This is a genomic window from Streptomyces sp. 15-116A, from assembly GCF_025290915.1.
Classification (GTDB): Bacteria; Actinomycetota; Actinomycetes; order Streptomycetales; family Streptomycetaceae; genus Streptomyces.
Genome location: NZ_JAOCQE010000085.1, coordinates 1 through 22680 on the forward strand (window position 1 = coordinate 1; position 22680 = coordinate 22680).

Sequence of the window (22680 nt, forward strand, 5' to 3'; positions counted from 1 at the left end):
GGACGGACGAACCTCTGGTGTGCCAGTTGTTCTGCCAAGGGCATGGCTGGTTGGCTACGTTCGGGAGGGATAACCGCTGAAAGCATCTAAGCGGGAAGCCTGCTTCGAGATGAGGACTCCCACCTCTATAAGAGGGTAAGGCTCCCAGTAGACGACTGGGTTGATAGGCCGGATATGGAAGCACGGTAACGTGTGGAGTTGACCGGTACTAATAGGCCGAGGGCTTGTCCTCAGTTGCTCGCGTCCACTGTGTTGGTTCTGAAACCACGAACAACCCCATGTGCCGGTTGTTTGACATGTTTCATAGTGTTTCGGTGGTCATAGCGTAGGGGAAACGCCCGGTTACATTCCGAACCCGGAAGCTAAGCCTTACAGCGCCGATGGTACTGCAGGGGGGACCCTGTGGGAGAGTAGGACGCCGCCGAACAATCATTCCGGGAAACCCCGCACCGTATGGTGCGGGGTTTTCTGCGTTTCAGGACGGTTCCACCAGCTTGGTGTCGTAGGCCAGGATGACCGCTTGGATGCGGTCCCGCGAACCCGTCTTCGCGAGAATGCGGCCCACGTGTGTTTTCACCGTGGACTCAGCCAGGTGGAGGCGGGCCGCTATCTCGGTGTTCGTCCAGCCCTTTCCGATGACCGTGAGGATTTCGCGTTCCCGTTCCGTGAGAGCGGTCAGGCGCGGGTCCGGGGTGGTGTCCTCGGGGGTGCTGCCGGTGGGCAGGTGGTGGGCGTAGGCGTCCAGGAGGCGGCGGGTCAGGCTGGGAGCCACTACCGCGTCGCCCGTGGCCACCGCGCGGATGCCCGACAGCAGCTCCTCCGGCTGGGCGTCCTTGATGAGGAAGCCGGAGGCGCCGGCGCGGAGGCCGGCGTGGGCGTACTCGTCGAGGTCGAAGGTGGTGAGGATCAGGACGCGGGTGCGGTCGCCGGTGGCGACGATGCGGCGGGTGGCCTCGATGCCGTCCATGCCGGGCATGCGGATGTCCATCAGGACCACGTCGGGGTGGAGTTCGGCCGACATGCGGACGGCTTCGCTGCCGTTCGTCGCCTCGCCCAGGACCGTGAGGTCGTCCTGGCTCTCCAGGAGCATCCGGAAGCCGAAGCGCTGGAGGGGCTGGTCGTCGGCGATGAGGACGGTGGTCACTGCGGGGTTTCCTCCGGGAGGTGCAGGTGGACGCGCCAGCCCTGTTCGGGGTGGGGGCGTGGGCCGGCCTCAAGTGTGCCGCCGTACAGGGCTGTTCGCTCGCGCATTCCGGTCAGGCCGCGGCCGTCGGGCGACGGGCTCGAGGTGGGCGTGCCTGTGTCGGTGATGGTGAGGGTGACGGCGCCCTTGTCGCCGTAGACGACGGTGATGTCGGAGGTGGCGTTCGGGCCTGCGTGTTTGAGGGTGTTGGTGAGGGCTTCCTGGATGACGCGGTAGACGGTCAGTTGGCGGCCCGGGGGGAGGGTCGCCTCGCCCTTCACCGTGGTGTGGACGGGGAGGCCCGCGCTGCGGACGCCGTTGATCAGCTGGTCGAGGTCGGTGAGGGTGGGCTGGGGGGTCAGCTCGGCGGGGTGGGGTGTGGTCGGATCGTCCTTGAGGACGTCCAGGAGGCGGCGTAGCTCGGCGAGGGCCTGGCGGCTGGTGGTGGCGATGGCGTCCAGGGCCTGGGCGGCGCGTTCCGGGGACTTGGTGGCCGCGTATTTGCCGCCGTCGGCGAGGCCGGTGATGACGGACAGGTTGTGGCCGATGATGTCGTGCATCTCGCGGGCGATGCGGGAGCGTTCGGCCGCGGCGGCGAGCTGGGCCTGTTGGTCGCGTTCGATCTCCAGGCGGCGGGCGCGGTCCTCCAGGGCCTCGGTGTAGTTGTGGCGGGTCCGGACGGTGATGCCGATGAGGACGGCCACGACGATGGACGTCGCCTGGGAGCCGATCTGCTGGCTCCATTCGCCCTCCCCGTAGCGGGCGGCCGAGACGAAGGCGGGGGTGATCGCCAGGGCCGTGGCCCACCACAGGTGGCGCAGGGGGAGGCGCAGGGCGATGTGGAAGATGACGAGGAGTTGGAGCAGGGCGGCCTGGAGGAGGGCGCCGGTCCAGGCGTTGACGAGGGCGAACGGGGCCAGGGCGAGCAGGACCGCGCCCGGGTGGGTGCGGCGCCACAGGAGCGGGACCGAGAGGCCGAGGCTCAGGGTGAGGATCAGCGGGCCGGGGACGTTCGGATCGGCGGCCACGTTGCGCCAGCCGTCGCCCACGTAGTCGATGAGGGCGGCGGTCACCCAGAAGCCGGTCAGGTGCAGGTCCCACAGGAGGGGGTGGCGCCGGTCGAAGGCGCGTGCTCGTCGTCGTATGCGCTGGACGTACTCGGTCAGGGGTTCGGCCCGGCGTTCTTCCGTCACGGGCTCCATGGTGCGGGGTGGGGTGGTCATACGTCCCGGCGCCTGAGGGAAATCGCCGCGGCGGCCAGGGAGGCGGCTGCCCACAGGGTGAGGGCGAGGAGGGCCGCGGCCGGGGTCGGCTGGTCGGGGAGGGGCTGGGCCGCGGTGAGGGACTCCAGGGCCTTGGCGGGGAAGTAGCGGGCGGAGTCGGCGACGGCGTCGTAGGGGAGCATGGCGAGGATCTCCGGGAGGATCATCACCAGGCCGATGTAGGTGCCGATGGCCAGGGGGACGGAGCGGAGGAGGGAGCCGAGGCCGAGGGCCATGACGGCGAGGAGGGTGAGGGCGGCCGCGTTGCCGATGAGACCGCGCACGACACCTGGGTCGCCGAGGGCGGCGGACTGGTCGGTGTCGGTGAGGAAGGACTGGGCGAGGGGGAAGGTGAGCAGGTTCGTCCACAGGCAGAGGGGGAAGGTGACCGCGGCCAGGACGGTCGCCTTGGACCACAGGACCGGCAGGCGGCTCGGTACGGCGGTCATGGTGGCGCGGATCTGGCCGGTGGAGTACTCGCCGGCGGTGGCGAGGATGCCGAGGACGGCGAGGTTGATGGTGGCGAACTGGGTGCCGAGGAGCACGAAGACGACCGTGTCCAGGCCGCCTTCGCCGGTGCCGTCGTAGGCAGCGCTGATGCCGATGCCCATGGCGAGGGTGAGGGCGGTGGTGGCGGCGAGGTTGATCCAGGTGGAGCGGAGCGTCCACAGCTTGTGCCATTCGGAGTGCAGGACTCGGGCCGGGGTGATCCGGTAGCCGGGGGTGGGGGCCGTGGTCGTCATGCGGCTGCTCCTTGCGGGGTGGCGGTGTACTCGACCGCGTCGCGGGTGAGGTTCATGAACGCCTCCTCCAAGGAGGCGGTGTTCGGGGTGAGTTCGAGCAGGGGGATGCCGTGGGCGGCGGCGGTGCGGCCGATGTGTCCGGCGTCGGTGCCGTGGACGGTGAGGGTGCCGGGGGCGTCGGCGGTGAGGGTGATGCCGGGGGCGGTGAAGAGGTCGGCGAGGGCGGCGGCCTCGGGGGTGACGACCTTGACGGTGCCGGCGCCGGAGTCGCGTACGAAGTCGGTGACGGTGGTGTCGGCGAGGAGCCGGCCGCGGCCGATGATGACCAGGTGGTCGGCGGTGAGGGCCATCTCGCTCATCAGGTGGGAGGAGATCAGGACCGTACGGCCCTCGGCGGCCAGGGACTTGAGGAGGGTGCGGATCCACAGGACGCCCTCGGGGTCGAGGCCGTTGACCGGCTCGTCGAGGATGAGGGTGCCGGGGTCGCCGAGCAGGGCGGCGGCGATGCCGAGGCGTTGGCCCATGCCGAGGGAGAAGCCCTTGACCCGGCGGTGGGCGACCTCGGTGAGGCCGGTCTGGGCGAGGACCTGCTCGACGCGGCGCTTGGGGATGCCGTGGGTGAGGGCGAGGGCGCGCAGGTGGTGGTGGGCGGTGCGGCCGGGGTGGACCGAGCGGGCCTCCAGGAGGGCGCCGACCTCGGTGAGCGGTGCGGGGTGGGCGGCGTAGGAGCGGCCGGCCACGGTGGCGTGGCCGTGGGTGGGGGTGTCCAGGCCGAGGATCATGCGCAGGGTGGTGGACTTGCCGGCGCCGTTGGGGCCGAGGAAGCCGGTGACGGTGCCGGGGTTCACGGTGAAGGACAGGTCGGTGACGACGGTCCGGTCGCCGTAGCGCTTGGTGAGGTTCTGTGCCGTAATCATGCTTCGATGCTCGTCCGCGGCGGGGGTGCGGGGCGTCGGACCGGGGGCGGTTAACCGGGTGAGGTCGTCGTACCCGGGTACTACGGTGGCCGCATGAGCTACGTGATCAGGTCCGTCCGTGCCGAGGAATGGCTCCAGGTGAAGGAGTTGCGGCTGATCGCGCTGCGCGATCCGGTGGCGCACCTCGCGTATCTGGAGACGTACGAGCAGGCGGTCGCGCGCACCGACGACTACTGGCGGGAGCGGACGGCGCGGGCCGCCGAGGGGGCGGACTCGGCGCAGCAGATCATCGCCGAGGCGCCGGACGGGCGGTGGGTCGGGTCGGTGACGGTGCTGGTGGAGGAGCCGGGCACGACGGACTGGGCCGGGCACGCCGTGGAGTGCAAGCAGGGGCACCTGGTGGGGGTGTTCGTGCGGCCCGAGGAGCGGGGGAGCGGGCTGACGGAGGTGCTGTTCGACGCGGTGCTGGACTGGTCGTGGGCGCACGGGGTGGAGCGGGTGCGGCTGTTCGTGCACGAGGAGAACGGGCGGGCGTACCGGTTCTACCGCCGGGTCGGGTTCCAGCCGAGTGGGGTGACCGTGCCGTTGGAGGGGTCGGAGAAGCGGGAAGTGGAGCTGGTGCTGGAGCGGGAGTGAGCCCGGCTCGGGTCACACGGGGAGTTCGTCGTGCGGCCAGCGGGCGCGGCCCTGTTCGCGGGAGCGGAGGAGGGCGAGGGTGGGCAGGCCCTGGTCGGCGCCGGTGGTCAGGAGCTCCGGCAGCTGGGGGAGGGGCGCTACGGCCGCCACGTCGTCCAGGACGAGGGTGAGTGGTGGGTCGAGCCGACCGGAGGATGACCGTGCGGCCATGCGCCGGCCGTGCTCGACCACGCTTGCGGTGAGGGCCGTCAGGAGGGGCATCGCGCCCGGGGTGGTGCGGGGGTCCTCGATGGATTCACCCACCACATAAAGCGTGCCCCCTTCGTGGATGAAGGAATCCAGGGCGAGGGCATCACTTCGGTTGGGAGTGCAGGCCTCGCGGACGTTGACCGTGGACAGCGCGGAGAGGGCGCGGGTGGTCAACTGCTGCGCCATGTCGCGGCGTTCGGGGTGGGCGGTGAGGGCGGCCTCGAGTTCGCCGGCGGCGCCTGGGGCGGCTTTGGGGTTGGTGCGGAGGATGCGTACGGCGTCCTGGATCTGGGTGCCCTGGGACCAGCGGTGGACGTGGCGGATGGTGCGGCCGTCGATGGCTGCGGCGTGGAGGTAGCTGCGGAGGAGGGTTTGGGCGGTGTCGGTGAGCGCTTGGTCCAGGCGGGAGGTGGGGCGTACGGGGGTGAGGAGCGCTTCCGCGCGGGCTACCGCGGTGTCCTTGTCCTCGCAGCCGGTGGTGGGGGACCAGTGGAGGCGGGACGGGGTGTCGCAGAGGTGGGTGGGGTCGTAGAGGTGGGTGGGGCCCAGTTTGGCTCGGGCGTCTTTGGTGTCCTGCCAGAGGGCTGGGGATGAGGTGAGGACGAGGGCGGGGCCTTCCGCGTCGCGTACGGCTTGGGTTGCGGTGGTGTGGCGGGTGGCCGGGGGGCCGTAGTGCACCGTGCCTTCGGCACGGTGTGTTTCCCACCCGCCCGCCCGTTCACCGTTGGATAGAAGGCCGGGCGACGCTTCTTGCGGTGCTGTCTCCTGTGCGGGTGCCGGTTCAGGCTCCGGTGCCGGTCTCGGCGTCGGGACCTCGTGGTGGGCCGGTGACGGATGCGGTTCCGGGAGTGCCGTCGCTGCTCGTTCCTGTGCCGCCGCTCGTTCCGCGCGCCGGCGTGCCCGCCCCGCCCTCCACCGGGCCACCGTCCCCAGGACGAACACCGTCAGGACCAGCAGGATCATCAGCTGGCCGATGAACAGGCCCCAGAACAGGCCGTAGCCCGAGAGGTCGGTGGACGGGGTTCCCGGCCAGGCGCCGGGGATGTCGTGGGGCTCGGCGACGAGGTGGCGCATGGCAAGCGGCGTGCGGGCGAAGGTGACGCCGGCCGGCCAGGAGCCGTGGGTGAAGAGGCCGGCGAGGCCCGTGGCCGTCCAGACCAGCACCGTCATGCCGAGGAGGAAGGCGAGTATGCCGATCAGCAGCCCGTCGGGGATGCCGCCCTGGCCGTCCCGCGCCCGGTGGTCCTCCGGTCTCACCTGTCCGCCCTCCCCCTGTGCCTACGCCACCGTCGATTCGGAGTCGCCGACGTGCTGTTCCACGAAGGCCGCCGCACGTTCCTCCGCCTCCCGTTCGGCGGCGCGCAGGGCGTCGTCGTCGGCCAGGTCGGCGGAGGACTCGGTCATGGCGCGGTCGGTGAAGACCAGGGGGCGTTCGGTCTCGGTGACCAGGTGTTTGACCACCTGGACGTTGCCGTTGACGTCCCACACCGCGATGCCCGGTGTCAGCGTGGGGATGATTTCCACCGCCCACCTGGGCAAACCCAGCACCCGGCCGGTCGCCCTCGCCTCGTCGGCCTTCTGGGCGTAGATGGTCCGTGTCGACGCCATCTTCAGGATGGCCGCGGCCTCCTTCGCCGCCGCGCCGTCGACGACGTCGGAGAGGTGGTGGACGACGGCGACGAAGGAAAGACCCAGCCGGCGGCCGAACTTCAGCAGGCGCTGGAACAGCTGGGCCACGAACGGGCTGTTGATGATGTGCCAGGCTTCCTCGACGAGGAAGATGCGCTTCTTGCGGTCGGGGCGGATCCAGGTGTGCTCCAGCCACACGCCGACGATCGCCATCAGGATCGGCATGGCGATGGAGTTGCGGTCGATGTGGGACAGGTCGAAGACGATCAGCGGGGCGTCGAGGTCGATGCCGACCGTGGTCGGGCCGTCGAACATGCCGCGCAGGTCACCGTCGACCAGGCGGTCCAGGACCAGGGCGACGTCCAGGCCCCACGCCCGTACGTCGTCTATGGCGACGTTCATCGCCTCGGCCGACTCCGGTTCGGGGTGGCGGAGCTGGTCGACGATGTCGGAGAGGACCGGCTGGCGTTCGACGATGGTCTCGTTGACGTAGGCGTGCGCGACCTTCAGGGCGAAGCCGGAGCGTTCGTCCAGGCCGTGGCCCATCGCGACCTCGATGATCGTGCGGAGCAGCGCGAGCTGGCCCGTGGTGGTGATCGCCGGGTCGAGGGGGTTGAGGCGGATGCCGTGGTCGAGGGCGGCCATCGGGTCCAGGCGGATGGGAGTTATCCCCAGCTCCTGCGCGATGAGGTTCCATTCGCCGACGCCGTCCTCGCCCTGGGCGTCCAGGACGACGACCTGGCGGTCGCGGAAGCGCAGCTGGCGCAGGACGTAGGTCTTCTCCAGGGCCGACTTGCCGTTGCCGGACTCGCCGAGGACGAGCCAGTGCGGGGCGGGCAGTTGCTGGCCGTAGAGCTGGAAGGGGTCGTAGATGTAGCCCTTCCCGGAGTAGACCTCGCGGCCGATGATGACGCCGGAGTCGCCGAGGCCGGGGGCGGCGGTGGGCAGGTAGACCGCCTGGGCCTGGCCCGTGGAGGTGCGTACCGGAAGCCGGGTCGTCTCCACCTTCCCGAAGAGGAAGGAGGTGAAGGCGTCGGTGATGACGGAGAGCGGGTCCCGCATCTTCAGCTCAGCCCCTACCTTCGAATGCCGGTGGCGAACGGGAGTGTGTTCACAAAGGCGCGGTGGTGCTCGCGGTCGCACCACTCCAGCTTCAGGTACGACTTTCCGGCCGAGGCCCTTATCGTCCGCTTGTCGCGGGCGAGGGCCTCGGGGGAGCGGGAGGAGACGGTGATGTAGCCGACGAGGTTGACGCCCGCGGCGCCGCTGGCGAGGTCCTCGCCGCGCTGGTCGAGGCGGGAGTGGGCGGCGATGTCGCGCGGGTCGACGGTGCGGTTCATCTTGGCGGCGCGGGACTGCTCGGCGACGTCGTTGGTCTTCTCGGTCAGCATGCGTTCGATGGCCACCTCGGTGGGCTCGAGATCCATCGTCACGGCGACCGTCCGGATGACGTCGGGGGTGTGGACGAGCAGGGGCGCGAGGAAGTTGACGCCGACCGGGGTCATCGGCCACTCCTTCACCCAGGCCGTGGCGTGGCACCAGGGAGCGCGGGTGGCGGACTCGCGGGTCTTGGCCTGGAGGAAGGTCGGCTCGGTGGCGTCGAGTTCGGCCGGCCAGGCGTTGCGCTGGGACATTGCCTGGATGTGGTCGATGGGGTGGTCCGGGTCGTACATGGAGTGGATCAGCGAGGACAGTCTGCTCTGGCCGAGCGGCTGCCGTACGCGGATGTCGGCCTCCTGGAGCCGGGAGCAGATGTCGGTCAGCTCGCGGGCCATGACGACGGCGAGCCCCGCGTCGCGGTCCACCTTGCCGCCCTGGGTGCGGACCGCGCGCGCGACGGCGTTGGCCTCGGCGGCCAGTTCGCGGTTGTAGTGCATGCAGGCGACGAGGTACGCGCGGTGCTGCTCGCTGCTGGTGGACACCATGGACTGCAGCTGGTCGTACGACTCCTGCAGCCAGGCGGGTGCCCGGTCGTCGCCTCGTACGGCGACGTCCTTGGCGTGGGCGTCGGGGTCGGCGGGGAGGGTGCGGGCGAGCATCTGGATGCGGGTGACGAAGCCGTCGCCGTTGGCCACGTGCTTGAGCAGGGTGCCGAAGCGGTCGACGAGGGCTTCCTGGTCCTCGGAGTCGCGCAGGCCGACGCCGGGGCCCTCGATCTCGATGGCGGCGGTGACGGTTTTGCGGTCGGCGTGGAGCAGGACGGCGATCTCGTCCGGCCCGAAGGGCGCGGCGAGCCAGGTGATCCGCCCGATGCCGGGCGGGGGCCCGACCTCCACCTCGCGCCCGTCGAGCCGGGTGCCGGCCTCGACGACCCCTGAGCGATACGTGGCGCCGGTGCGCAGGGTGCGCTTGTAGCTGCGGTTGATCTCGAACCACTTGTAGAACGTGCGGTGCTTGTACGGCACGTACACGGCGGCCAGGGCCAGCATCGGCAGGCCCGCGAGCAGCACGATGCGCAGGGACAGGACGGGGACGAGGAGCCCGCACATCATGCCGAGGAACGCGCCCACGACGATGAGCGCGATCTCTCCGGTCTCGCGGTTGCGGCCGATGATCGCGTTCGGCCGGGCGCGGCCGATCAGATACGTACGGCGGGGCGTGACCGGATGGGACACGTGGGACTCGGTCGTCAACGCCCTTCACCTCCCGTGCGGTTGGTACTGCTGTTGCGGGTGCTGCTGGCGTGCGGGGTGTTGACCGGGCTGCTCGCGCGGGGTGCGGGTGCGGCGGAGGGGACAGTTCCGCCGCCGCCGTCGGAGGTGCGCGAGCTGTGCGCGGCGACGCCGCCGGAGGCGGGGTTGGAGGGGCGGGGGCCGTCGTTGTTGTGGTGGGCGCGGGAACTGTGGGTCTTGATGCCCTGGGCGACGAGGGTGGCCGGGGAGCTGATGACGGCGGCGGCCTTGCTCTCGGCGCCCTGCATGATGCGGTTGTTGCGGGAGCCGGCGATCTCGTCGCCGAAGCCGGGGACGAAGCGGTAGATCATCGCCGAGGCGAAGATGGCGAGCAGGATGATCGCGAGGCCGGAGACGACGGCGGAGAAGGCGTCGGGGCCGTCGTCGGCGGACAGCGCGCCGGCGAGGCCGAGGACGATCACGATGACGGGCTTGACGAGGATGACCGCGATCATGATGCCCGCCCAGCGGCGGACGTGGCCCCACAGGTTCTTGTCGACGAGGCCCGCGTAGACGACGGTGCCGAGCAGGGCGCCGACGTAGAGCAGGGCGGCGCGGATGACGAGCTCCAGCCAGAGGACGCCGGCGGCGAGGATCGACACGAACGAGACGACGATCAGCATGATCGGTCCGCCGCCGATGTCCTCGCCCTTTTCGAGGGCGGCGGCGAACGTGCCGAAGAACGTGTCGGTCTGGTCGCCGGTGGCGTTGGCGAGGACCTCGGTGATGCCGTCGGTGGCGGAGACGACGGTGTACAGGATCAGCGGGGTGAAGGCGCTGGCGAGGACCGTCAGCCAGAGGAAGCCGATGGCTTCGGAGAGGGCGGTGGCGAGGGGGACGCCTCGGACGGCCCTCTTGGCGACGGCGAGCAGCCAGAGGAGAAGCGTGAGGATCGTGGAGGCGGCGAAGACGACGGCGTACTGCTGGAGGAAGGTGGGGTTGGTGAAGTCGACGTTCGCGGTGTCTTCTACGGCCGCGCTGAGTTTCTTGATGGTCCAGGAGGCGGCGTCGGCGCAGCCCTTTGCGAGGGAGGAGAGGGGGTCGAGGGTGGAGGTGGGGTCGCTCAGCCCTCCACCGGTTCCTCCGGAGGAGCCGCCGCCGGATTCGCCCCGTTCGCAGTACTCCTTGGCGGGGCCGACGATGAGATCGCAGTTGTCGCCCGAGGGAGTCGGTGTCGGCGTCGGGGAGGGGGTGGGCGCGGCGACGGCGCGCGCGGCCGACAGCAGGACGGCAGCCTGAACGGCTGTGACGGCGGCAGCGACCTTGAGTACGCGGCGCGGGCTACCGGGCATAGGTGAAGCCTCCGTACTCCTGGACGGCCTTGGCCATCTCCTCGGCGGTGGACGCCTTGTCGTCTCCGGGGACGGGCGCGGGACCCTCCTTCTGCGAGAAGCTGTCGACCCTCCAGTCGTCAGCCGCCCAGCGCAGCTGGAGCGTCATGGTGAACCAGTCGCTGCTGACGGGGTTGGTCGTCTTCTCGCCGGCAGTACCGAACACGCCTGTGCACCAGACCTCGACCGTGGCGGTGGTGTCCGAGTAGCTCGTGACTTTGGTGCCGATCGGCATCGTGCGGGAGACGTAGGTGCTGCCCTGGGGAGCGTTGCCGTTCTCGTCGAGGCCGATGTTGCTCAGGAACTCCTTGGTGTACGCCTTGCTGAACCGGTCCTCGAGGGAGGCCTGTTTGTCGGCGACGAACACCTGACGGACGATCTCGGACCGTCGGGCAGGCTTGAGGATGTCGGCCGAGACGAGAGTCACCGCATAGTTCGCCGCCGCGCTCTCCGCCCCCTGGCGGTCATGGGCGAAGCCCGATGGGATGCCGGCTGCCTTGGAGTCCACGGGCTTCTCCCCCGAAGGGGCTGTTGCCGCTGCCTTGGGGGAGTCGGCGGTGTCTCCCTCCGTACCGGAATCCCCGCCCCCGCGGTTCGCGAAGGCGATCGCGGCGATGAGGAGGACGACGACGCCGACGACCGTCACGAGGCTGCGCGAGGACGACCGGCGGCCGCCTCTGCGCGCACCGCCGTACAGGTCACCGCCGCCTTCCGGCATCCGGGTGCGGGTCTGGCCCGATTCACCGTCACCGAGACTCATACCGCGTACGCCCCCTCGACGTCGTGCGGAAACACCTCGTACTCCGTGTACTCCTCGTACGACGGTAGCCGTGCTGGTTCCCGCGCGGGCGCGGTGTGGTGACTCGACATCAGGGAAACGCAACCTCAGCCGGTGGGCGCGACGGGCGGGTGGGATGGAGGGGGTGCCGGGCGGGCCCGGTCGGAAGCGGTGGTGCGGGGGCTACACGGCCATGCCGTACACGATGGTGAACAGCGTGCCGAGTGAGCCGATGATGAAGACGCCCGTCAGGCCCGCGATGATGAGGCCCTTGCCCTGTTCGGCGCTGAACGTGTCCCGCAGCGCGGTCGCTCCGATGCGCTGTTTGGCGGCGCCCCAGATGGCGATGCCGAGGCAGATGAGGATGGCGACTGCCATCACCACCTCGATCATCACCCTCGCCTCGTTGCCCAGGCTGCCGAAGGGGCCCCAGTCCGGAGCGATCCCGCCGATGATGGTGTTGATGTCTCCCTTTTCGGCCGCAAAGAGCATGTAAGTCACCGCCCCTGTTGGGTAGTTCCGCATCCTCTGCGGTCGTGCAGAGGTCAGGCCTCATTCTCGCCGACGATGCCGCTGTCGTATGTCGACTTGGCGTCATCCGTTGGCGGGTTTCGTACGAATAGCTTGCCACCGGCGCGCGCCGGTCTCCGGGAGGGGCGCGGTCCGATGGGTGAAGAGTCGTATCGTCACTCTGTGTATCACGCGGGGTAACTCGGGGCAACGATGAGGCGGCGGCTTTGCCATGTTGGTACGGGCGTCGATACGGACGGACGCCGACCGGCATCGTGGCTCCTGTGGGGAGGCGGAGCTCAAGGCGGCGCTCAGGTCGTGGATGTGATCCGGTGGCGCATGCTCTCGAGCCACCGCCGGAGTGTCATGCCTCTGGGGGGACGGTGTTCGAGCCCCAGTATGTCTGTCGCCTGGGCGAGCTCCTGGTTCGAGTCGACGAGGGCGAGGAGGTCAGCGATCTCTTCGGCAGTGTCTTCTGCTTCCTCTTCGTCCATGGCGCTGAGGTAGTCGTCGATGGCCTCCTCCCACGTGGCATACCAGTCGGGGAAGTCCTGGCAGAAGTACGCGCCCAGCAGCCGACCCAAGGTTGGAAACCGCTCTTGCCGTTCCCGCTCGTTCTGTGGCTTCACTCGCTGGGACAGGCCCAGCAGAGACCGATGGACATGCTCCCTCGCGATGTGCAGACAGTCCTCGATGCTCATTCCCGCGGGCGGTTGTATGCGTGGCAGCGCATCCACTTCGTCGGCGATCTCCTCCGCGAACAGTCCGACGGCGAGCAGATCGTCGAGCTGCTACACGGCCGCAGCGCCACGAGCGGGGTCGCGGGCCACGACCTTGAGGTGGGGGCCAAACCGGGACCGGGAACCTCGGCGGCGTCCGAGTAGGTGAAACCGCTGCGTGCGTACGCCGTCAGAATCTGGCTGACCTCATAGAAGCGCTGTCCGGAGCTGGACTCAGTCATGCGTAACCCTTCCCTGGCTGGGAAAGCGAGGCGAGCGGACGATCTCCCTAGCGCTCGCGCCGGATCAGTGAGGAGTAGGCGCCAAAATCCGGGACAGGCTCCCAGTTGGTGGACACGTCAATGTCATGCCGACTCTCCGTGGATTCCTGACCGTCGACCTCGACCGTACGCTGCACAACGCCGTTGGTTGTGAACTCGTACGTTTCCGTGCGATCCGTATCCGCGTATCCACCGCGTTCCTGGGAGTGTCCGTAACTGTACGACCTCACCGTTTCCAGGAAAAGTGCCCCGCTGATGAGGGTGAACGTGTAATCGAGCGTGTCGCGGCCGTACTCGTCCATGAAGACGACCGAGGCGTAGCCTGTTTCGAGTCGCATTTCTACCCTCAGTTCCGGTGCGGTCCCTTCTCGGGGGGATGCGACAGCGGTATAGAGTTCGCCGGAGCTGTGACGGTTCCGAGCCTGCTCCGGCGTGAGCGGAATCATGGGAGTCTCTGTCAGGTTGTTCCACTGCTCGCAGTAGCTCCAAATCATGGCCGATTCAGCCCGCGCCCTTCGGTAGTCGGTAGACGAAACCCTGTACGTCTCGGATTATCACACCATGCTTCGCTGCTTCCCTGAGCGCCCATTCTGGTACAGGTTGGGACTGGACAGGGACTTCCAAATAGTATTTCCCTTTCAGGGGCTTTCCGATCAGCTGCGGATATTTAGCCCGCGCTTTTGGTGTGTCCGGTATCTTTGTGCCCGCCTTGTACTTCTGCCTGATCTCGCGCAAATAGTTCTTGAACGTTTTCGGCGTGATCTGTGCTATCTGCGTCCGCTTGCGCGAGACTATCTCCTTTCCGGGTCGATACGAGTCAAGCCATTTGCCGTTCTCAAGATAGACTTCATTGGCCGGGTATCGCGGCCAGTTTTCCATGTTGAATTCTCTACCCGAATTCCACTTGTCGCGCAGCCACTGTGGGACGTCACCACGATGGCCGCCGGGCGGCTCACTCGTCCCCGCTGCTCCCGCGCCGACCGCCATCAGTACAGCACCCGCAGATCCGAGTACGCCCGCACCAAGCGCTGCTTCGGCTGTGAGGGCGCTGACTGCTCCGCCTCCGGCGAGGGCGAGGCCTCCCGGGGGGAACAGGGCGAGCAGGGAGAGCAGGAGGAGCGCGAAGCCGAGGTAGACCAGGAAGGTGTTCAGGGCGTCGAGCAGGTGGAGTGTGCGGACGGCTCTGCCGTCGGGACCCGCGTCGCCGAGGCCGCGCCAGAGCAGGAACACGCCGGTGGTCGCCGCTCCCATGGCTATGCCCAGGCGGAAGCGGTGGGCCGCCAGCAGTTCTCCCATCGGCTGTGCCGACACCTGCCGCCAGCTGCGCAGCAGGACCGTGAGCTGGTAGGCGATCCAGGCCAGTGCGGCTATGCCGAAGCCCATGAGGATCTCCGGTCCCGCACCGGTGCTGAAGAACTCCTGCAGACCGGCGGTGGAGGTGAACGAACCGACGACCAGGAACAGCAGCGCGGGCAGCATGAGAACGCACGGGATCAGCAGCAGCCATCGCCCGCGCGAGCGGCGGGCTCTTCGGAGGGCCTTCAGGTATGCGCGGATGTTCAGGGCCTGCCAGGCGCTCTGGTTGTCGGAGGCGTCCATGCGGGCGGTGATCCCCGTGACCACTCCGCGTAGTTCCTCGATGGCGTCGGGCGGCGCCGACGCGGCGGCGTACAGCAGGGAGCGCCGGAGCCTGACGTAGCGCAGGACGATCAGCAGGCTCCATGGCAGCCGCCAGGTCGCGTAGCGCAGCAGGGCTCCCAGGCTGTCGCCTTCGGCTTGTTCCGACGCGAGGAGCACGCCGGGTACGGTGCGCTTGCCGCGGTGGAGCCGGCGCAGGTCGACGGCCATGGCGATGGCCAGGCAGAGGAGCGGTGCCGCCCAGGCCAGACCGTCCAGGGTTTCCAGGCGCTGCCTGGCCTCTTCGGTGTGTTCCTCCACCGCGTAGTTGTTCACGGCGTGGTGGACGGCTGCGGCCAGGATCGGCGGCAACGACAGCAGTCGTATCCAACCGTGTGCGCGCCACAGCAGTCCGGCCCCGAAGCCGGCCAGGGCGGTCCACACCAGGTGCGTGAACGTTTCCGTGACGGTGGGCCCGCCCAGCTCGAGTTGGCTGAATGGTGCCGGGAGCCAGGAGGTGAGTACCTGCCCGAGGCCCGGTACATAGGGCGGGGACAAGCTGTCGGGGACGATCCAGCCCTCGCCCCGCGTGATCGCCCGGTCCGCGTCGAGGCCGAACCGGAGTACGGCCTCCAGCAGTCCGAACCCGGCGCCCAGGGCCGCGCCCACGACCACGAAGTCGGTCAATCCCCACTGGCGGCGGACCCTCGCGCTCAACCCCACCAGCAGCAGGGGAGAAACTTTGATCAGTTCCTCCACCCAGGGCGCCACGGTGTAGCTGGTGGTGTTCACGACCGTCACCAGCGACTGCCCCGACTGCTCCGCGTAGAGGCGGGTGTAGGCGAATTCCACCAGCGCGGTCGCGACGCCGCAGCCGTACACGCCCACGACTAGCGCGAGCAGCACGGTCGACAGACGCACCGAGCGTGTGGGCGAGGAGAGGACGAAGAGTTGCAGTACGCCCCATACGGCCGCAGCCGCCATCACCAACGTCACTGACACCCCACCCCGAGCGGCGATCGTGAGAGTGAGGCGATGCTAGGTGGTCAACTCCCGCTTTTGTGGGCGAGTTGACATCAACTTCTGGCTGGAGCGGTCTGGACTGGGCTGTTCAGTTCACGAAGTGATCGAACTCACCGGCACGGACACCGAGCACGAAGGCGGTCCAATTGTGGTGGTCGGTGGTGACGGTGGGGGCGCCGGGGGTGTGGAGGCGTACGGTGCCGTCCTCTGTGGTGGTGATGTGGATACGGGGGTGGTGGCCCTGTGCGCCTTTGAGTGCGTGGAGGAGGGTGCGGAAGGCGTCGGGGGTGGTGGTGAGGACGGCGCCGGTGGGGTCGGCGGATTCGGTTATGTGGATGGCTTGGGGGGTGGCGGCGACGTGTACGCAGGAGTCGCCCTCGCCGCAGTACGAGGACTTCTGCCAGGTGAGCTGAGGCATCTCCGGTCCCTTCAGATGTCTTGGAGGACGGTGTGGATGAGGTCCCGCGACTTCTCGGGGGCGAGTGCTCGGGATTCCACCCGCTCCAGAAGGACGCGGTACTTGTCGAGCTGGGCCTCGGCGTCGAGGAAGACGGGGCCGTGTGACTGGTCGAGGTGGACCGTGTCGAGCTGGGGTACGGGTCCCCGTGAGTAGAAGATCGACTGCCCCGAACCCGGGAAGCCTCCCGCGGCGAACGGGATCACCTTGAGCGTGATGTGCTCCCGCTCGCTCATCTCCAGCAGGTGGTGTAGTTGCGCGGAGGCCGTGGCAGGCCCGCCGAACTGCATCCGTAGCGCAGCTTCGTGAATGAGCGCCAGGTACGGTGTCGGCCGGTCCCGGTAGATCACGGTCTGGCGCTTGATGCGGAACGAGACACGGTGCTCAATGTCGGGGGGTGAGAGGTCGGGTACGACCTGGCGGAACAGCGCGCGGGCGTGGTCGGTGGTCTGGAGCAGGCCGGGGATGTGGACGGTCACGCAGCTGCGCAGGTGGGCCGCGTGGTGCTCGAGTTCGGCCAGGTCCAGCAGGCCGTTCGACAGGATCTCGCGGTACTCCTCCCACCAGCCGCGCTTGCGCTCGCCCGTCATCCCCGCGAGCGCTTCGACGAGGGCCTTGTCGGCGCAGTCGTAGTGGCAGGCCATGGTGCGGACCCGTTCGGGGCTCACGCCTGCGCGTCCGGCCTCCATGTTGCTGATCTGGTTCGCCTTGATGCCCAGGAGTTGACCGGCCTCGACGGCGGTGAGACCCGCGCGCTCCCTCAGTTTGCGCAGCTCAGCACCCAACCGCAGCTGGCGGCCCGTTGGATTGCTTCTCACGGGCTGGTCCGCCTCCTTGCCGTGCGTGTCACTCACACGAGTGAAGTATTCGGGTTTCTCTCAGGAATGTGTAAAGGCTTTTACGGCTGCCGCTAGCTTAGTTCCAGGCGCCCAACCGCCCAGAAGCGCACCGATCGACGGACCGGCAGGCCACTGGGCCCATCCGTAACTACCCCCGACGACCGGAGACTTCCATGCCCACCGTATCCCCGCCCTGGTCCTACACCCTCCACCTCTCGCGCGATCCACGCTCACCGGGGATCGCCCGGTCCACCCTGCGTTGTGTCCTGGCCGCGTACGAGCTCGGTGAACTCGCCCCCACCGCCGAGTTGCTCGCGTCGGAGCTGCTGACCAACGCCCACGTGCACACCAGTGGCCCCTACGCGCTCCATATCCGTCCGGTGGGTGCCGGACAGCTTCGCGTGGGCGTGTGGGACAAAGACGTGACCATCCCGTCCGGCCTCGGCGCCGGCCTTGTGCACGGTGCCATGCCGCACGGAGCCTGCGAGGGTGGGCGGGGTCTCGCCCTCGTCCGGGCGTACGCCGACTCCTGGGGTGCTTCCTTGCTGGGTCAACCCGGGGAATCCTCCTGCGGGAAGGTGCTGTGGGCCGAGTGCGGCTGGCGCGGACCGTGATCCCGGGACCCGCCCCCATCAACCAGTCTCTGTGGCAAGGTCGGTGCCGTGGACGCACTGAAGGCTCAGGACCCCGCGCGGATAGGCGTGTACCTGCTGCTGGCCCGCCTCGGCGCAGGCGGAATGGGGCAGGTCTATCTCGGACGCTCGCCCGGCGGCCGGCTGGTGGCGATCAAGGTGATCCGGGACGAGATCACCGATCACCCCGAGGCGCTCGCGCGGTTCAGGCGTGAGGTGGAGACCGTGCGCGCGGTCCGGAGCGCGTACACGGCGAACCTGATCGATGCCTCGTTGGAGGCGCCGCCCTACTGGCTTGCGACCGAATACGTATCAGGTCCGACGTTGAGCAAGGCGGTGGGCGCGAGAGGGCCTATGCCACCGGACACCTGTCGGCGTCTGTTCGCGGCGCTGGCGGAGGGGCTCGCGGCCGTGCACGCGCAAGGGGTCACGCATCGGGACCTCAAGCCGCAGAACGTGCTCCTCGCCGCGCAAGGGCCGCAGCTCATTGACTTCGGCATAGCGCGCGGGGTCGGGCAGACGGCCCTCACCGAGGCGGGGTCCGCACCGGGCACACCCGGCTTCACCGCGCCCGAGGTACTGATGCGCAATGAGGTCGGGCCCCCCGCCGACGTGTTCGCGCTGGGGGCGACGATCGCCTACGCGGCGACAGGCCGGCCTCCGTTCGGGGTCGGTGAACCGGCCACGGTCAGCTATCGCGCGGTGCACGAACCCATTGATCTCGCCGGCGTGGAGCCCGAACTCGCCGGGCTGATCGAGCTCTGCGTGGCCAAGGATCCGGGGTCGCGTCCGCAGCTCGGCGAGGTGATCGCGCGGTGCCGGGTGGCGGCGGCCCTCGTAGAGGACTCGTTCTACGCGGGACTCGTCGCCTTGGCCGAGGCTCTTCCGGCGGCCGCTCAGGCCGGGTCACCTCCGGTCGTTCCGCCACCGGCGGCGGGTTTGCACGAGCTGCCGACGTCGGCGCCCACGTACGGGCCGGGGTATACGCCCACCTACGTAAACCCTTCTCAAGCACCCGCCCGTCGCCTTCGCGCGCCATGGCTCATCGCCGTGGCGGCCACGCTGGCGGCCGGGGTCGTGACGGCGGCGTTCGTGCTGTGGCCTGACCGGGGCAGCAGCGACCGGGGCGCGGGCGGCAAGGAGACGACCGGGGCCGCCCGTCCAGGCGCCACGGCGTCGGCATCCGCGGACTCGGCGGGCGGAGACTCCGGTGCCCAGCCGCCGGCCTACGTCGAGGCGAGGGAACTGGTGCGCGACATGTGGTCCAGCGAGACCCAGCAGTGCAACCTGCCCGCGGAGGAACTCAACCAGCACGTTCAGTACTCCGTTGTCCCGGTGAACGGCGGTCAGTCGTACACGTCCGGGCCGTTGGAGATCACCCTCCGGTTGAAGTACGCGGGCCCCGAGCCGGGCGAGACGTACTACATGTCGGTCGCCGTAAAACCGCCGCACCCTGTCGACCCGGTCACCGGGGAGGCCCTGGACAACGCAGCGGGAGCCAACACGGAGCTGGGCTTCGTCAGTCGGCCCATCGACATGTACCAGGTCTACAAGACCCCGGGGAGCAACGGCACGACAACCCTGACGTACCCGGACGACTTCGCGAGCTATGTGAAGGGGGAGAAGTACCAGGAGGCTTTTCCCGTGGCCAAGGCGCCCGGGGACTGGACTGTCCTCTATCTTCACGTCAGGGATGTCAACGACTTCACGTCGGTGGTCTGCGACGGCTTCCACGCACAGTAGGCCGATGGAATCAACATGGCCGAAAATGACCACTCGTCGGCCCGGGTGTGGGGGAGAGTTGGAGCATGGGCAAAGTGTGGGTTGCCGCCGGGGCTGCGGTCGCGGCGGGACTGGGCTTCGTCATGCTGCTCGTCGTAGGCGTCTATGTCGTCGCAGGAAACCTCGCCACCGGTGTGGCCGGGGGCGCGAAGGCGCTCGCCAAGGGGACTGTGCCCGCTGCATACCAGCAACTCGTCCAGAAGTGGGGCAATTTGTGCCCGGCGATCAATCCGGCTCTCCTTGCCGCTCAGCTTTATCAGGAGAGCAGATGGCAGACGGACGCCGTCAGTCACGCGGACGCTCGCGGTATCGCTCAGTTCATCCCCTCGACCTGGGCGGCCTACGGTATCGACGGGGACGGTGACGGCGACCGTGACATCTGGGACCCCAAGGACGCGATTCCCTCGGCTGCCTCATATGACTGCGCCCTCGCCCGGCATGTGAAGGATGTTCCCGGCGACCCGACGAACAACATGCTGGCGGCCTACAACTCAGGGCCGTACAGGGTCATAGACGCCGGTGGGGTCCCGGCTATCACCGAGACGCGCAACTACGTGCGCAACATCCGCGCCTTGGAGGAGAGCTTCGCGGCGCCGGTGGGGCGGGTGGATCCCTCCCGGCAGGCCGCAGGCGCGATCGCGTATGCGCAGAAGAAGTTGGGGACGCCCTATCTGTGGGGCGGGAACGGGACGGCTGAGCAGGGCGGACGGTTCGACTGTTCCGGGCTGACCAAGGCCGCGTACGAGAGTGTGGGGATCGAGCTGCCGCGGGTGGCCAATGATCAGTACAACGCCGGGCCGCATCCGAAGCGGGATGAGCTGCTGCCGGGGGATCTCGTGTTCTTCTCGGACGATTTGAGCGACTCCCGGGCCATCCGGCATGTGGGGATTTATGTCGGAGGCGGGTACATGATCGACGCGCCCCGTCCGGGGGCTGTGATCCGATTCGACCCGATCGACACCCCTGACTACTTCGGAGCCACCCGCGTCACCGAAGATGGCGCGAAAGCACTCCCCACGACGGTGTGAGCGGAGCGTGAAGCAGCCCCCTGAGCTGCGGTGATGAGTCTCTCTTCGATAACGTCTGAGTGATCATTCAGTGGAGTGTGGAACGTATCAACGGGGGCCGTGCGTTCCTGTTGTCGTAGCCCGGGCAGACGAACGGATCTGACGAGCGGATCTACAGACCACGGGGGTGGGCAGTAACGGCGTGCGCACGGTGCGCCGGGAGAGAGACGAAGGGGCCGCAGCACCATGGCTGGACTCGCCGAATCCGGGTCGAACCCCGACGTCGACCTGCTCTACGACATCAATGGCCTCGCCAAGGACGCGCCGCCGTGGTTCGACCGGATCATGGAGTACGTCGGTGAGTACGGGCTGCTGCTCGCCATGGTGCTGCTCGTGCTGTGGTGCTGGTGGGGTGTGCGGCGCAGGGGCGGTGAGGACGCGGCGCCGTCCGTGGCCGCGCTGGTCTGGGCGCCGCTCGCCGCCGGGGTCGCGGTGCTGGTGAATGTGCCGATACGAGGGTTCGTCGAGCGGCCCCGTCCGTTCAAGGATCACCAGGGGCTTGAGGTCCTCGTGTCCGGGAAGAACGACTTCTCGTTCGTGAGCGACCACGCCACGATCACCATGGCGCTGGCGGTCGGGCTGTTCGTCGCCAACCGCAAGTTCGGGCTCGTCGGCATCGGGATCGCGCTGCTCGAAGGGTTCTGCCGCGTCTACATGGGCGTTCACTACCCGACCGACGTCGTCGGCGGGCTCGCCCTCGGTACGGCCGTCGCCCTGTTGCTCTCGCCGGTGGCCATGGCGCTGCTGACGCCGGTCACGCGTGCGATCGAGCGGTCGCCTCGGGTGGGGTGGCTGATCTCCGCGCGGGGCGCGCGGGGGGAGGCGTTGCGGCGGGATGGCGGTGTGATGCCGGGGGCTCGGAGTGAGGCGTCGGGCACTGCTGCCGCTTCGGAGGAGCGGGATCTGGCCGCGTAACCGCGGTACGCGCGTACGGCTGCCTGGCCCGCCTGGTCTCCCTACAGCGACTGCGGGTGGGTCGCGAAGACGCGGTTCGGGTCGTACTTCTTCTTGAGTGCCGTCAGGCGCGGGGCCGCCTCGCCGTAGTACGCCTTGCGCCAGTTCTTCAGGGTCGGGTCCGGGTAGTTCTGGTACGCGGCGCCGGACGCGTGGGGGCGCATCGCCTTGTGGGCCGACGCCAGCCAGGCCTGGGCGGGGGCGCCGGACGTCTTCTCGCTCCAGGACGCGATGTACTGCGCCAGCATGCGGGAGCGGCGGTGGACGAAGGCCGTGGCGGTGGGGGAGACGCGGTTGACCGCGCCGCCGAGGGCCGTGAGGGAGATGCTGGCCGAGCCGCCTCGGACGGTGGAGAGCTGAGCGAGCAGCGTGCGGATGGCGTCCTTGCCGAGCGCGCGGTCGAAGAAGTCGGAGCGGGCCGCGTAGGTCTCGCGGCGCAGGGCGCCCTTCGGGGAACGGCCGGGGGTGGTGCCGGGGAGGTGGCACTGGGCGTCGTCGGAGAAGGACGAGCAGCCGGCGTACAGCTCCATCGCGTCCTCGTACGAGCGGCGGCGCAGCGAGACGGTGGTGGCGGGGGCGCCGATGCGGGCGGCGAGGCGGTCCACGGCGTTCTGGAGGTCGGCGTGGGAGCCGAGGGAGAACGCTGCGACGGAGACGGTGGGGGTGCGGCCGGGGGTGGCCGAGAGGTGGAGTGAGGACCAGATCTCGTCGGGCTGGGTGGGGGCCCAGTGCTGCCAGGCGTCGAGGACGGCGGCGGCTTTCCGCCAGGGCCAGGTGAGGTACGCGGTGACGCTTTGAGGGGCCGGGTGCGTTGTGAAGTGCAGCTCCGTGACGATGCCGAAGTGGCCGTTGCCGGCGCCGCGGAGCGCCCAGAAGAGGTCCTTGTGGTCGGTGCGGGTGGCGGTGAGGTGCTTGCCGTCGGCGGTGACGAGGGTGGCGGCGGTGAGGTTGTCGCAGGTCAGGCCGTAGGCGCGGGAGGTGACGCCGTGGCCGCCGCCGAGGGTGAGGCCGGAGAGGCCGACGGTGGGGCAGGAGCCGCCGGGGAGGGTGGTGCCGTGGGTGGCCAGGGCGCGGTAGACGTCTATGAGTTTGGCGCCGGCGCCGATCACTGCGGTGGCTTTTGTGGCGCGGATGGTGTTGAGCTTCGATACGTCGATGATCAGGGCGTTGTCGGCGGAGGACGCGCCTGTGTAGGAGTGGCCGCCGTTACGGATGGTGAGGGGGGTGGTGTGGCGGCGGGCGTAGGCGAGGGCGGTGCGGATGTCGTCCGCGTGCTGGACGTAGGCGACGGCGGCGGGTTTGAGGGTGTCGAAGCGGGTGTTGTAGAGGCGGTGGGCTGTTGGCCAGGTGGCGTCGCCGGGGCGGATGAGGGGGCCGTCGAGGTCTCGGGCGAGGGCGG

Annotated in this window: 21 protein-coding genes and 2 rRNA genes; 7 read left to right on the forward strand and 16 right to left on the reverse strand. The window is 69.0% G+C overall.

Annotated features, from left to right (window positions below; genetic code table 11):
- Both N4P33_RS16345 and rrf read left to right on the forward strand, forming a co-directional pair.
- Positions 1 to 232 (forward strand): 23S ribosomal RNA (locus N4P33_RS16345); the annotation flags it as partial.
- A gap of 78 nt (positions 233 to 310) precedes the next feature.
- Positions 311 to 427: ribosomal RNA gene (gene rrf, locus N4P33_RS16350) — 5S ribosomal RNA — on the forward strand.
- Positions 428 to 475: 48 nt separating this feature from the next.
- On the opposite strand, the gene N4P33_RS16355 is transcribed toward rrf, so the two are convergent.
- Genes N4P33_RS16355 through N4P33_RS16370 form a run of 4 tightly spaced genes read right to left on the reverse strand, consistent with a single transcriptional unit; the run spans position 476 to position 4105 of the window.
- Complete coding sequence (locus tag N4P33_RS16355; RefSeq protein ID WP_260827346.1) at positions 476 to 1144, reverse strand: response regulator transcription factor; 669 nt, start codon at positions 1142 to 1144, stop codon at positions 476 to 478.
- Positions 1141 to 2385 (reverse strand): sensor histidine kinase, encoded by a 1245-nt coding sequence (locus N4P33_RS16360; protein WP_260827366.1) that lies wholly within the window; start codon positions 2383 to 2385, stop codon positions 1141 to 1143. The genes N4P33_RS16355 and N4P33_RS16360 overlap by 4 nt, the downstream gene beginning before the upstream one ends.
- A 17-nt stretch (positions 2386 to 2402) precedes the next feature.
- On the reverse strand, positions 2403 to 3188 hold the full coding sequence (locus N4P33_RS16365; RefSeq protein WP_260827347.1) for an ABC transporter permease: 786 nt from the start codon (positions 3186 to 3188) through the stop codon (positions 2403 to 2405).
- Complete coding sequence (locus N4P33_RS16370; protein WP_260827348.1) at positions 3185 to 4105, reverse strand: ABC transporter ATP-binding protein; 921 nt, start codon at positions 4103 to 4105, stop codon at positions 3185 to 3187. Before N4P33_RS16370 ends, N4P33_RS16365 begins: the two co-directional genes overlap by 4 nt.
- Positions 4106 to 4198: 93 nt before the next feature.
- Between N4P33_RS16370 and N4P33_RS16375 the strand changes: the two genes are divergently transcribed.
- A complete protein-coding gene (locus N4P33_RS16375; protein WP_260827349.1) occupies positions 4199 to 4741 on the forward strand; it encodes a GNAT family N-acetyltransferase in 543 nt (180 codons plus the stop codon).
- 12 nt (positions 4742 to 4753) lie between these two features.
- On the opposite strand, the gene N4P33_RS16380 is transcribed toward N4P33_RS16375, so the two are convergent.
- The 11 genes from N4P33_RS16380 to N4P33_RS16430 all read right to left on the reverse strand — a co-directional run bounded on the left by N4P33_RS16380 (position 4754) and on the right by N4P33_RS16430 (position 16825).
- The gene (locus N4P33_RS16380) at positions 4754 to 6247 is read right to left on the reverse strand and encodes a type IV secretory system conjugative DNA transfer family protein (RefSeq protein ID WP_260827350.1); all 1494 of its coding nucleotides are present in this window, start codon (positions 6245 to 6247) and stop codon (positions 4754 to 4756) included.
- 21 nt (positions 6248 to 6268) lie between these two features.
- A complete protein-coding gene (locus tag N4P33_RS16385; protein ID WP_260827351.1) occupies positions 6269 to 7681 on the reverse strand; it encodes an ATP-binding protein in 1413 nt (470 codons plus the stop codon).
- A 14-nt stretch (positions 7682 to 7695) separates the two neighbouring features.
- On the reverse strand, positions 7696 to 9252 hold the full coding sequence (locus N4P33_RS16390) for an SCO6880 family protein (RefSeq protein WP_260827352.1): 1557 nt from the start codon (positions 9250 to 9252) through the stop codon (positions 7696 to 7698).
- A complete protein-coding gene (locus N4P33_RS16395; RefSeq protein WP_260827353.1) occupies positions 9249 to 10583 on the reverse strand; it encodes a hypothetical protein in 1335 nt (444 codons plus the stop codon). Before N4P33_RS16395 ends, N4P33_RS16390 begins: the two co-directional genes overlap by 4 nt.
- Complete coding sequence (locus N4P33_RS16400) at positions 10573 to 11382, reverse strand: hypothetical protein (protein ID WP_260827354.1); 810 nt, start codon at positions 11380 to 11382, stop codon at positions 10573 to 10575. Before N4P33_RS16400 ends, N4P33_RS16395 begins: the two co-directional genes overlap by 11 nt.
- Positions 11383 to 11583: 201 nt before the next feature.
- Positions 11584 to 11892, reverse strand: a complete 309-nt coding sequence (locus N4P33_RS16405; RefSeq protein WP_260827355.1) for a hypothetical protein — start codon at positions 11890 to 11892, stop codon at positions 11584 to 11586.
- Between the two features lie 329 nt (positions 11893 to 12221).
- Entirely contained in the window at positions 12222 to 12611 is a 390-nt protein-coding gene (locus tag N4P33_RS16410) for a contact-dependent growth inhibition system immunity protein (RefSeq protein WP_260827356.1), read from the reverse strand.
- A gap of 307 nt (positions 12612 to 12918) precedes the next feature.
- Positions 12919 to 13356: a hypothetical protein gene (locus tag N4P33_RS16415; protein WP_260827357.1), complete on the reverse strand. Its 438-nt coding sequence runs from the start codon at positions 13354 to 13356 to the stop codon at positions 12919 to 12921.
- Positions 13357 to 13411: 55 nt separating this feature from the next.
- Positions 13412 to 15523, reverse strand: a complete 2112-nt coding sequence (locus N4P33_RS16420; RefSeq protein ID WP_260827358.1) for a PrsW family intramembrane metalloprotease — start codon at positions 15521 to 15523, stop codon at positions 13412 to 13414.
- Between the two features lie 115 nt (positions 15524 to 15638).
- Entirely contained in the window at positions 15639 to 15968 is a 330-nt protein-coding gene (locus N4P33_RS16425) for a DUF397 domain-containing protein (RefSeq protein WP_260827359.1), read from the reverse strand.
- Between the two features lie 11 nt (positions 15969 to 15979).
- Positions 15980 to 16825 (reverse strand): helix-turn-helix transcriptional regulator, encoded by an 846-nt coding sequence (locus N4P33_RS16430; RefSeq protein ID WP_260827360.1) that lies wholly within the window; start codon positions 16823 to 16825, stop codon positions 15980 to 15982.
- A gap of 194 nt (positions 16826 to 17019) precedes the next feature.
- On the opposite strand from N4P33_RS16430, the gene N4P33_RS16435 reads away from it, so the two are divergent.
- The 4 genes from N4P33_RS16435 to N4P33_RS16450 all read left to right on the forward strand — a co-directional run bounded on the left by N4P33_RS16435 (position 17020) and on the right by N4P33_RS16450 (position 21242).
- Positions 17020 to 17460, forward strand: coding sequence for an ATP-binding protein (locus N4P33_RS16435; protein ID WP_260827361.1), 441 nt, complete (start codon positions 17020 to 17022; stop codon positions 17458 to 17460).
- Positions 17461 to 17508: 48 nt separating this feature from the next.
- On the forward strand, positions 17509 to 19221 hold the full coding sequence (locus tag N4P33_RS16440; RefSeq protein ID WP_260827362.1) for a serine/threonine-protein kinase: 1713 nt from the start codon (positions 17509 to 17511) through the stop codon (positions 19219 to 19221).
- 65 nt (positions 19222 to 19286) lie between these two features.
- The gene (locus N4P33_RS16445) at positions 19287 to 20288 is read left to right on the forward strand and encodes an NlpC/P60 family protein (protein ID WP_313904519.1); all 1002 of its coding nucleotides are present in this window, start codon (positions 19287 to 19289) and stop codon (positions 20286 to 20288) included.
- 225 nt (positions 20289 to 20513) lie between these two features.
- Positions 20514 to 21242 (forward strand): phosphatase PAP2 family protein, encoded by a 729-nt coding sequence (locus N4P33_RS16450; RefSeq protein WP_260827364.1) that lies wholly within the window; start codon positions 20514 to 20516, stop codon positions 21240 to 21242.
- Between the two features lie 41 nt (positions 21243 to 21283).
- On the opposite strand, the gene N4P33_RS16455 is transcribed toward N4P33_RS16450, so the two are convergent.
- The coding region (locus N4P33_RS16455; RefSeq protein WP_260827365.1) for an FAD-binding oxidoreductase at positions 21284 to 22680 on the reverse strand (1397 nt) is incomplete at its 5' end.

Excerpts from the sequence above, each read along its gene's own strand:
- N4P33_RS16415 (WP_260827357.1), bottom strand. The coding sequence starts at position 13,356 with ATGATTCCGCTCACGCCGGAGCAGGCTCGGAACCGTCACAGCTCCGGC.
- N4P33_RS16425 (WP_260827359.1), bottom strand. The coding sequence starts at position 15,968 with ATGCCTCAGCTCACCTGGCAGAAGTCCTCGTACTGCGGCGAGGGCGAC.
- N4P33_RS16395 (WP_260827353.1), bottom strand. The coding sequence starts at position 10,583 with ATGCCCGGTAGCCCGCGCCGCGTACTCAAGGTCGCTGCCGCCGTCACA.
- N4P33_RS16360 (WP_260827366.1), bottom strand. The coding sequence starts at position 2,385 with ATGGAGCCCGTGACGGAAGAACGCCGGGCCGAACCCCTGACCGAGTAC.
- N4P33_RS16385 (WP_260827351.1), bottom strand. The coding sequence starts at position 7,681 with ATGCGGGACCCGCTCTCCGTCATCACCGACGCCTTCACCTCCTTCCTC.
- N4P33_RS16410 (WP_260827356.1), bottom strand. The coding sequence starts at position 12,611 with ATGAGCATCGAGGACTGTCTGCACATCGCGAGGGAGCATGTCCATCGG.
- N4P33_RS16370 (WP_260827348.1), bottom strand. The coding sequence starts at position 4,105 with ATGATTACGGCACAGAACCTCACCAAGCGCTACGGCGACCGGACCGTC.
- N4P33_RS16405 (WP_260827355.1), bottom strand. The coding sequence starts at position 11,892 with ATGCTCTTTGCGGCCGAAAAGGGAGACATCAACACCATCATCGGCGGG.
- N4P33_RS16375 (WP_260827349.1), top strand. The coding sequence starts at position 4,199 with ATGAGCTACGTGATCAGGTCCGTCCGTGCCGAGGAATGGCTCCAGGTG.
- N4P33_RS16435 (WP_260827361.1), top strand. The coding sequence starts at position 17,020 with ATGCCCACCGTATCCCCGCCCTGGTCCTACACCCTCCACCTCTCGCGC.
- N4P33_RS16445 (WP_313904519.1), top strand. The coding sequence starts at position 19,287 with ATGGGCAAAGTGTGGGTTGCCGCCGGGGCTGCGGTCGCGGCGGGACTG.
- N4P33_RS16450 (WP_260827364.1), top strand. The coding sequence starts at position 20,514 with ATGGCTGGACTCGCCGAATCCGGGTCGAACCCCGACGTCGACCTGCTC.
- N4P33_RS16365 (WP_260827347.1), bottom strand. The coding sequence starts at position 3,188 with ATGACGACCACGGCCCCCACCCCCGGCTACCGGATCACCCCGGCCCGA.
- N4P33_RS16400 (WP_260827354.1), bottom strand. The coding sequence starts at position 11,382 with ATGAGTCTCGGTGACGGTGAATCGGGCCAGACCCGCACCCGGATGCCG.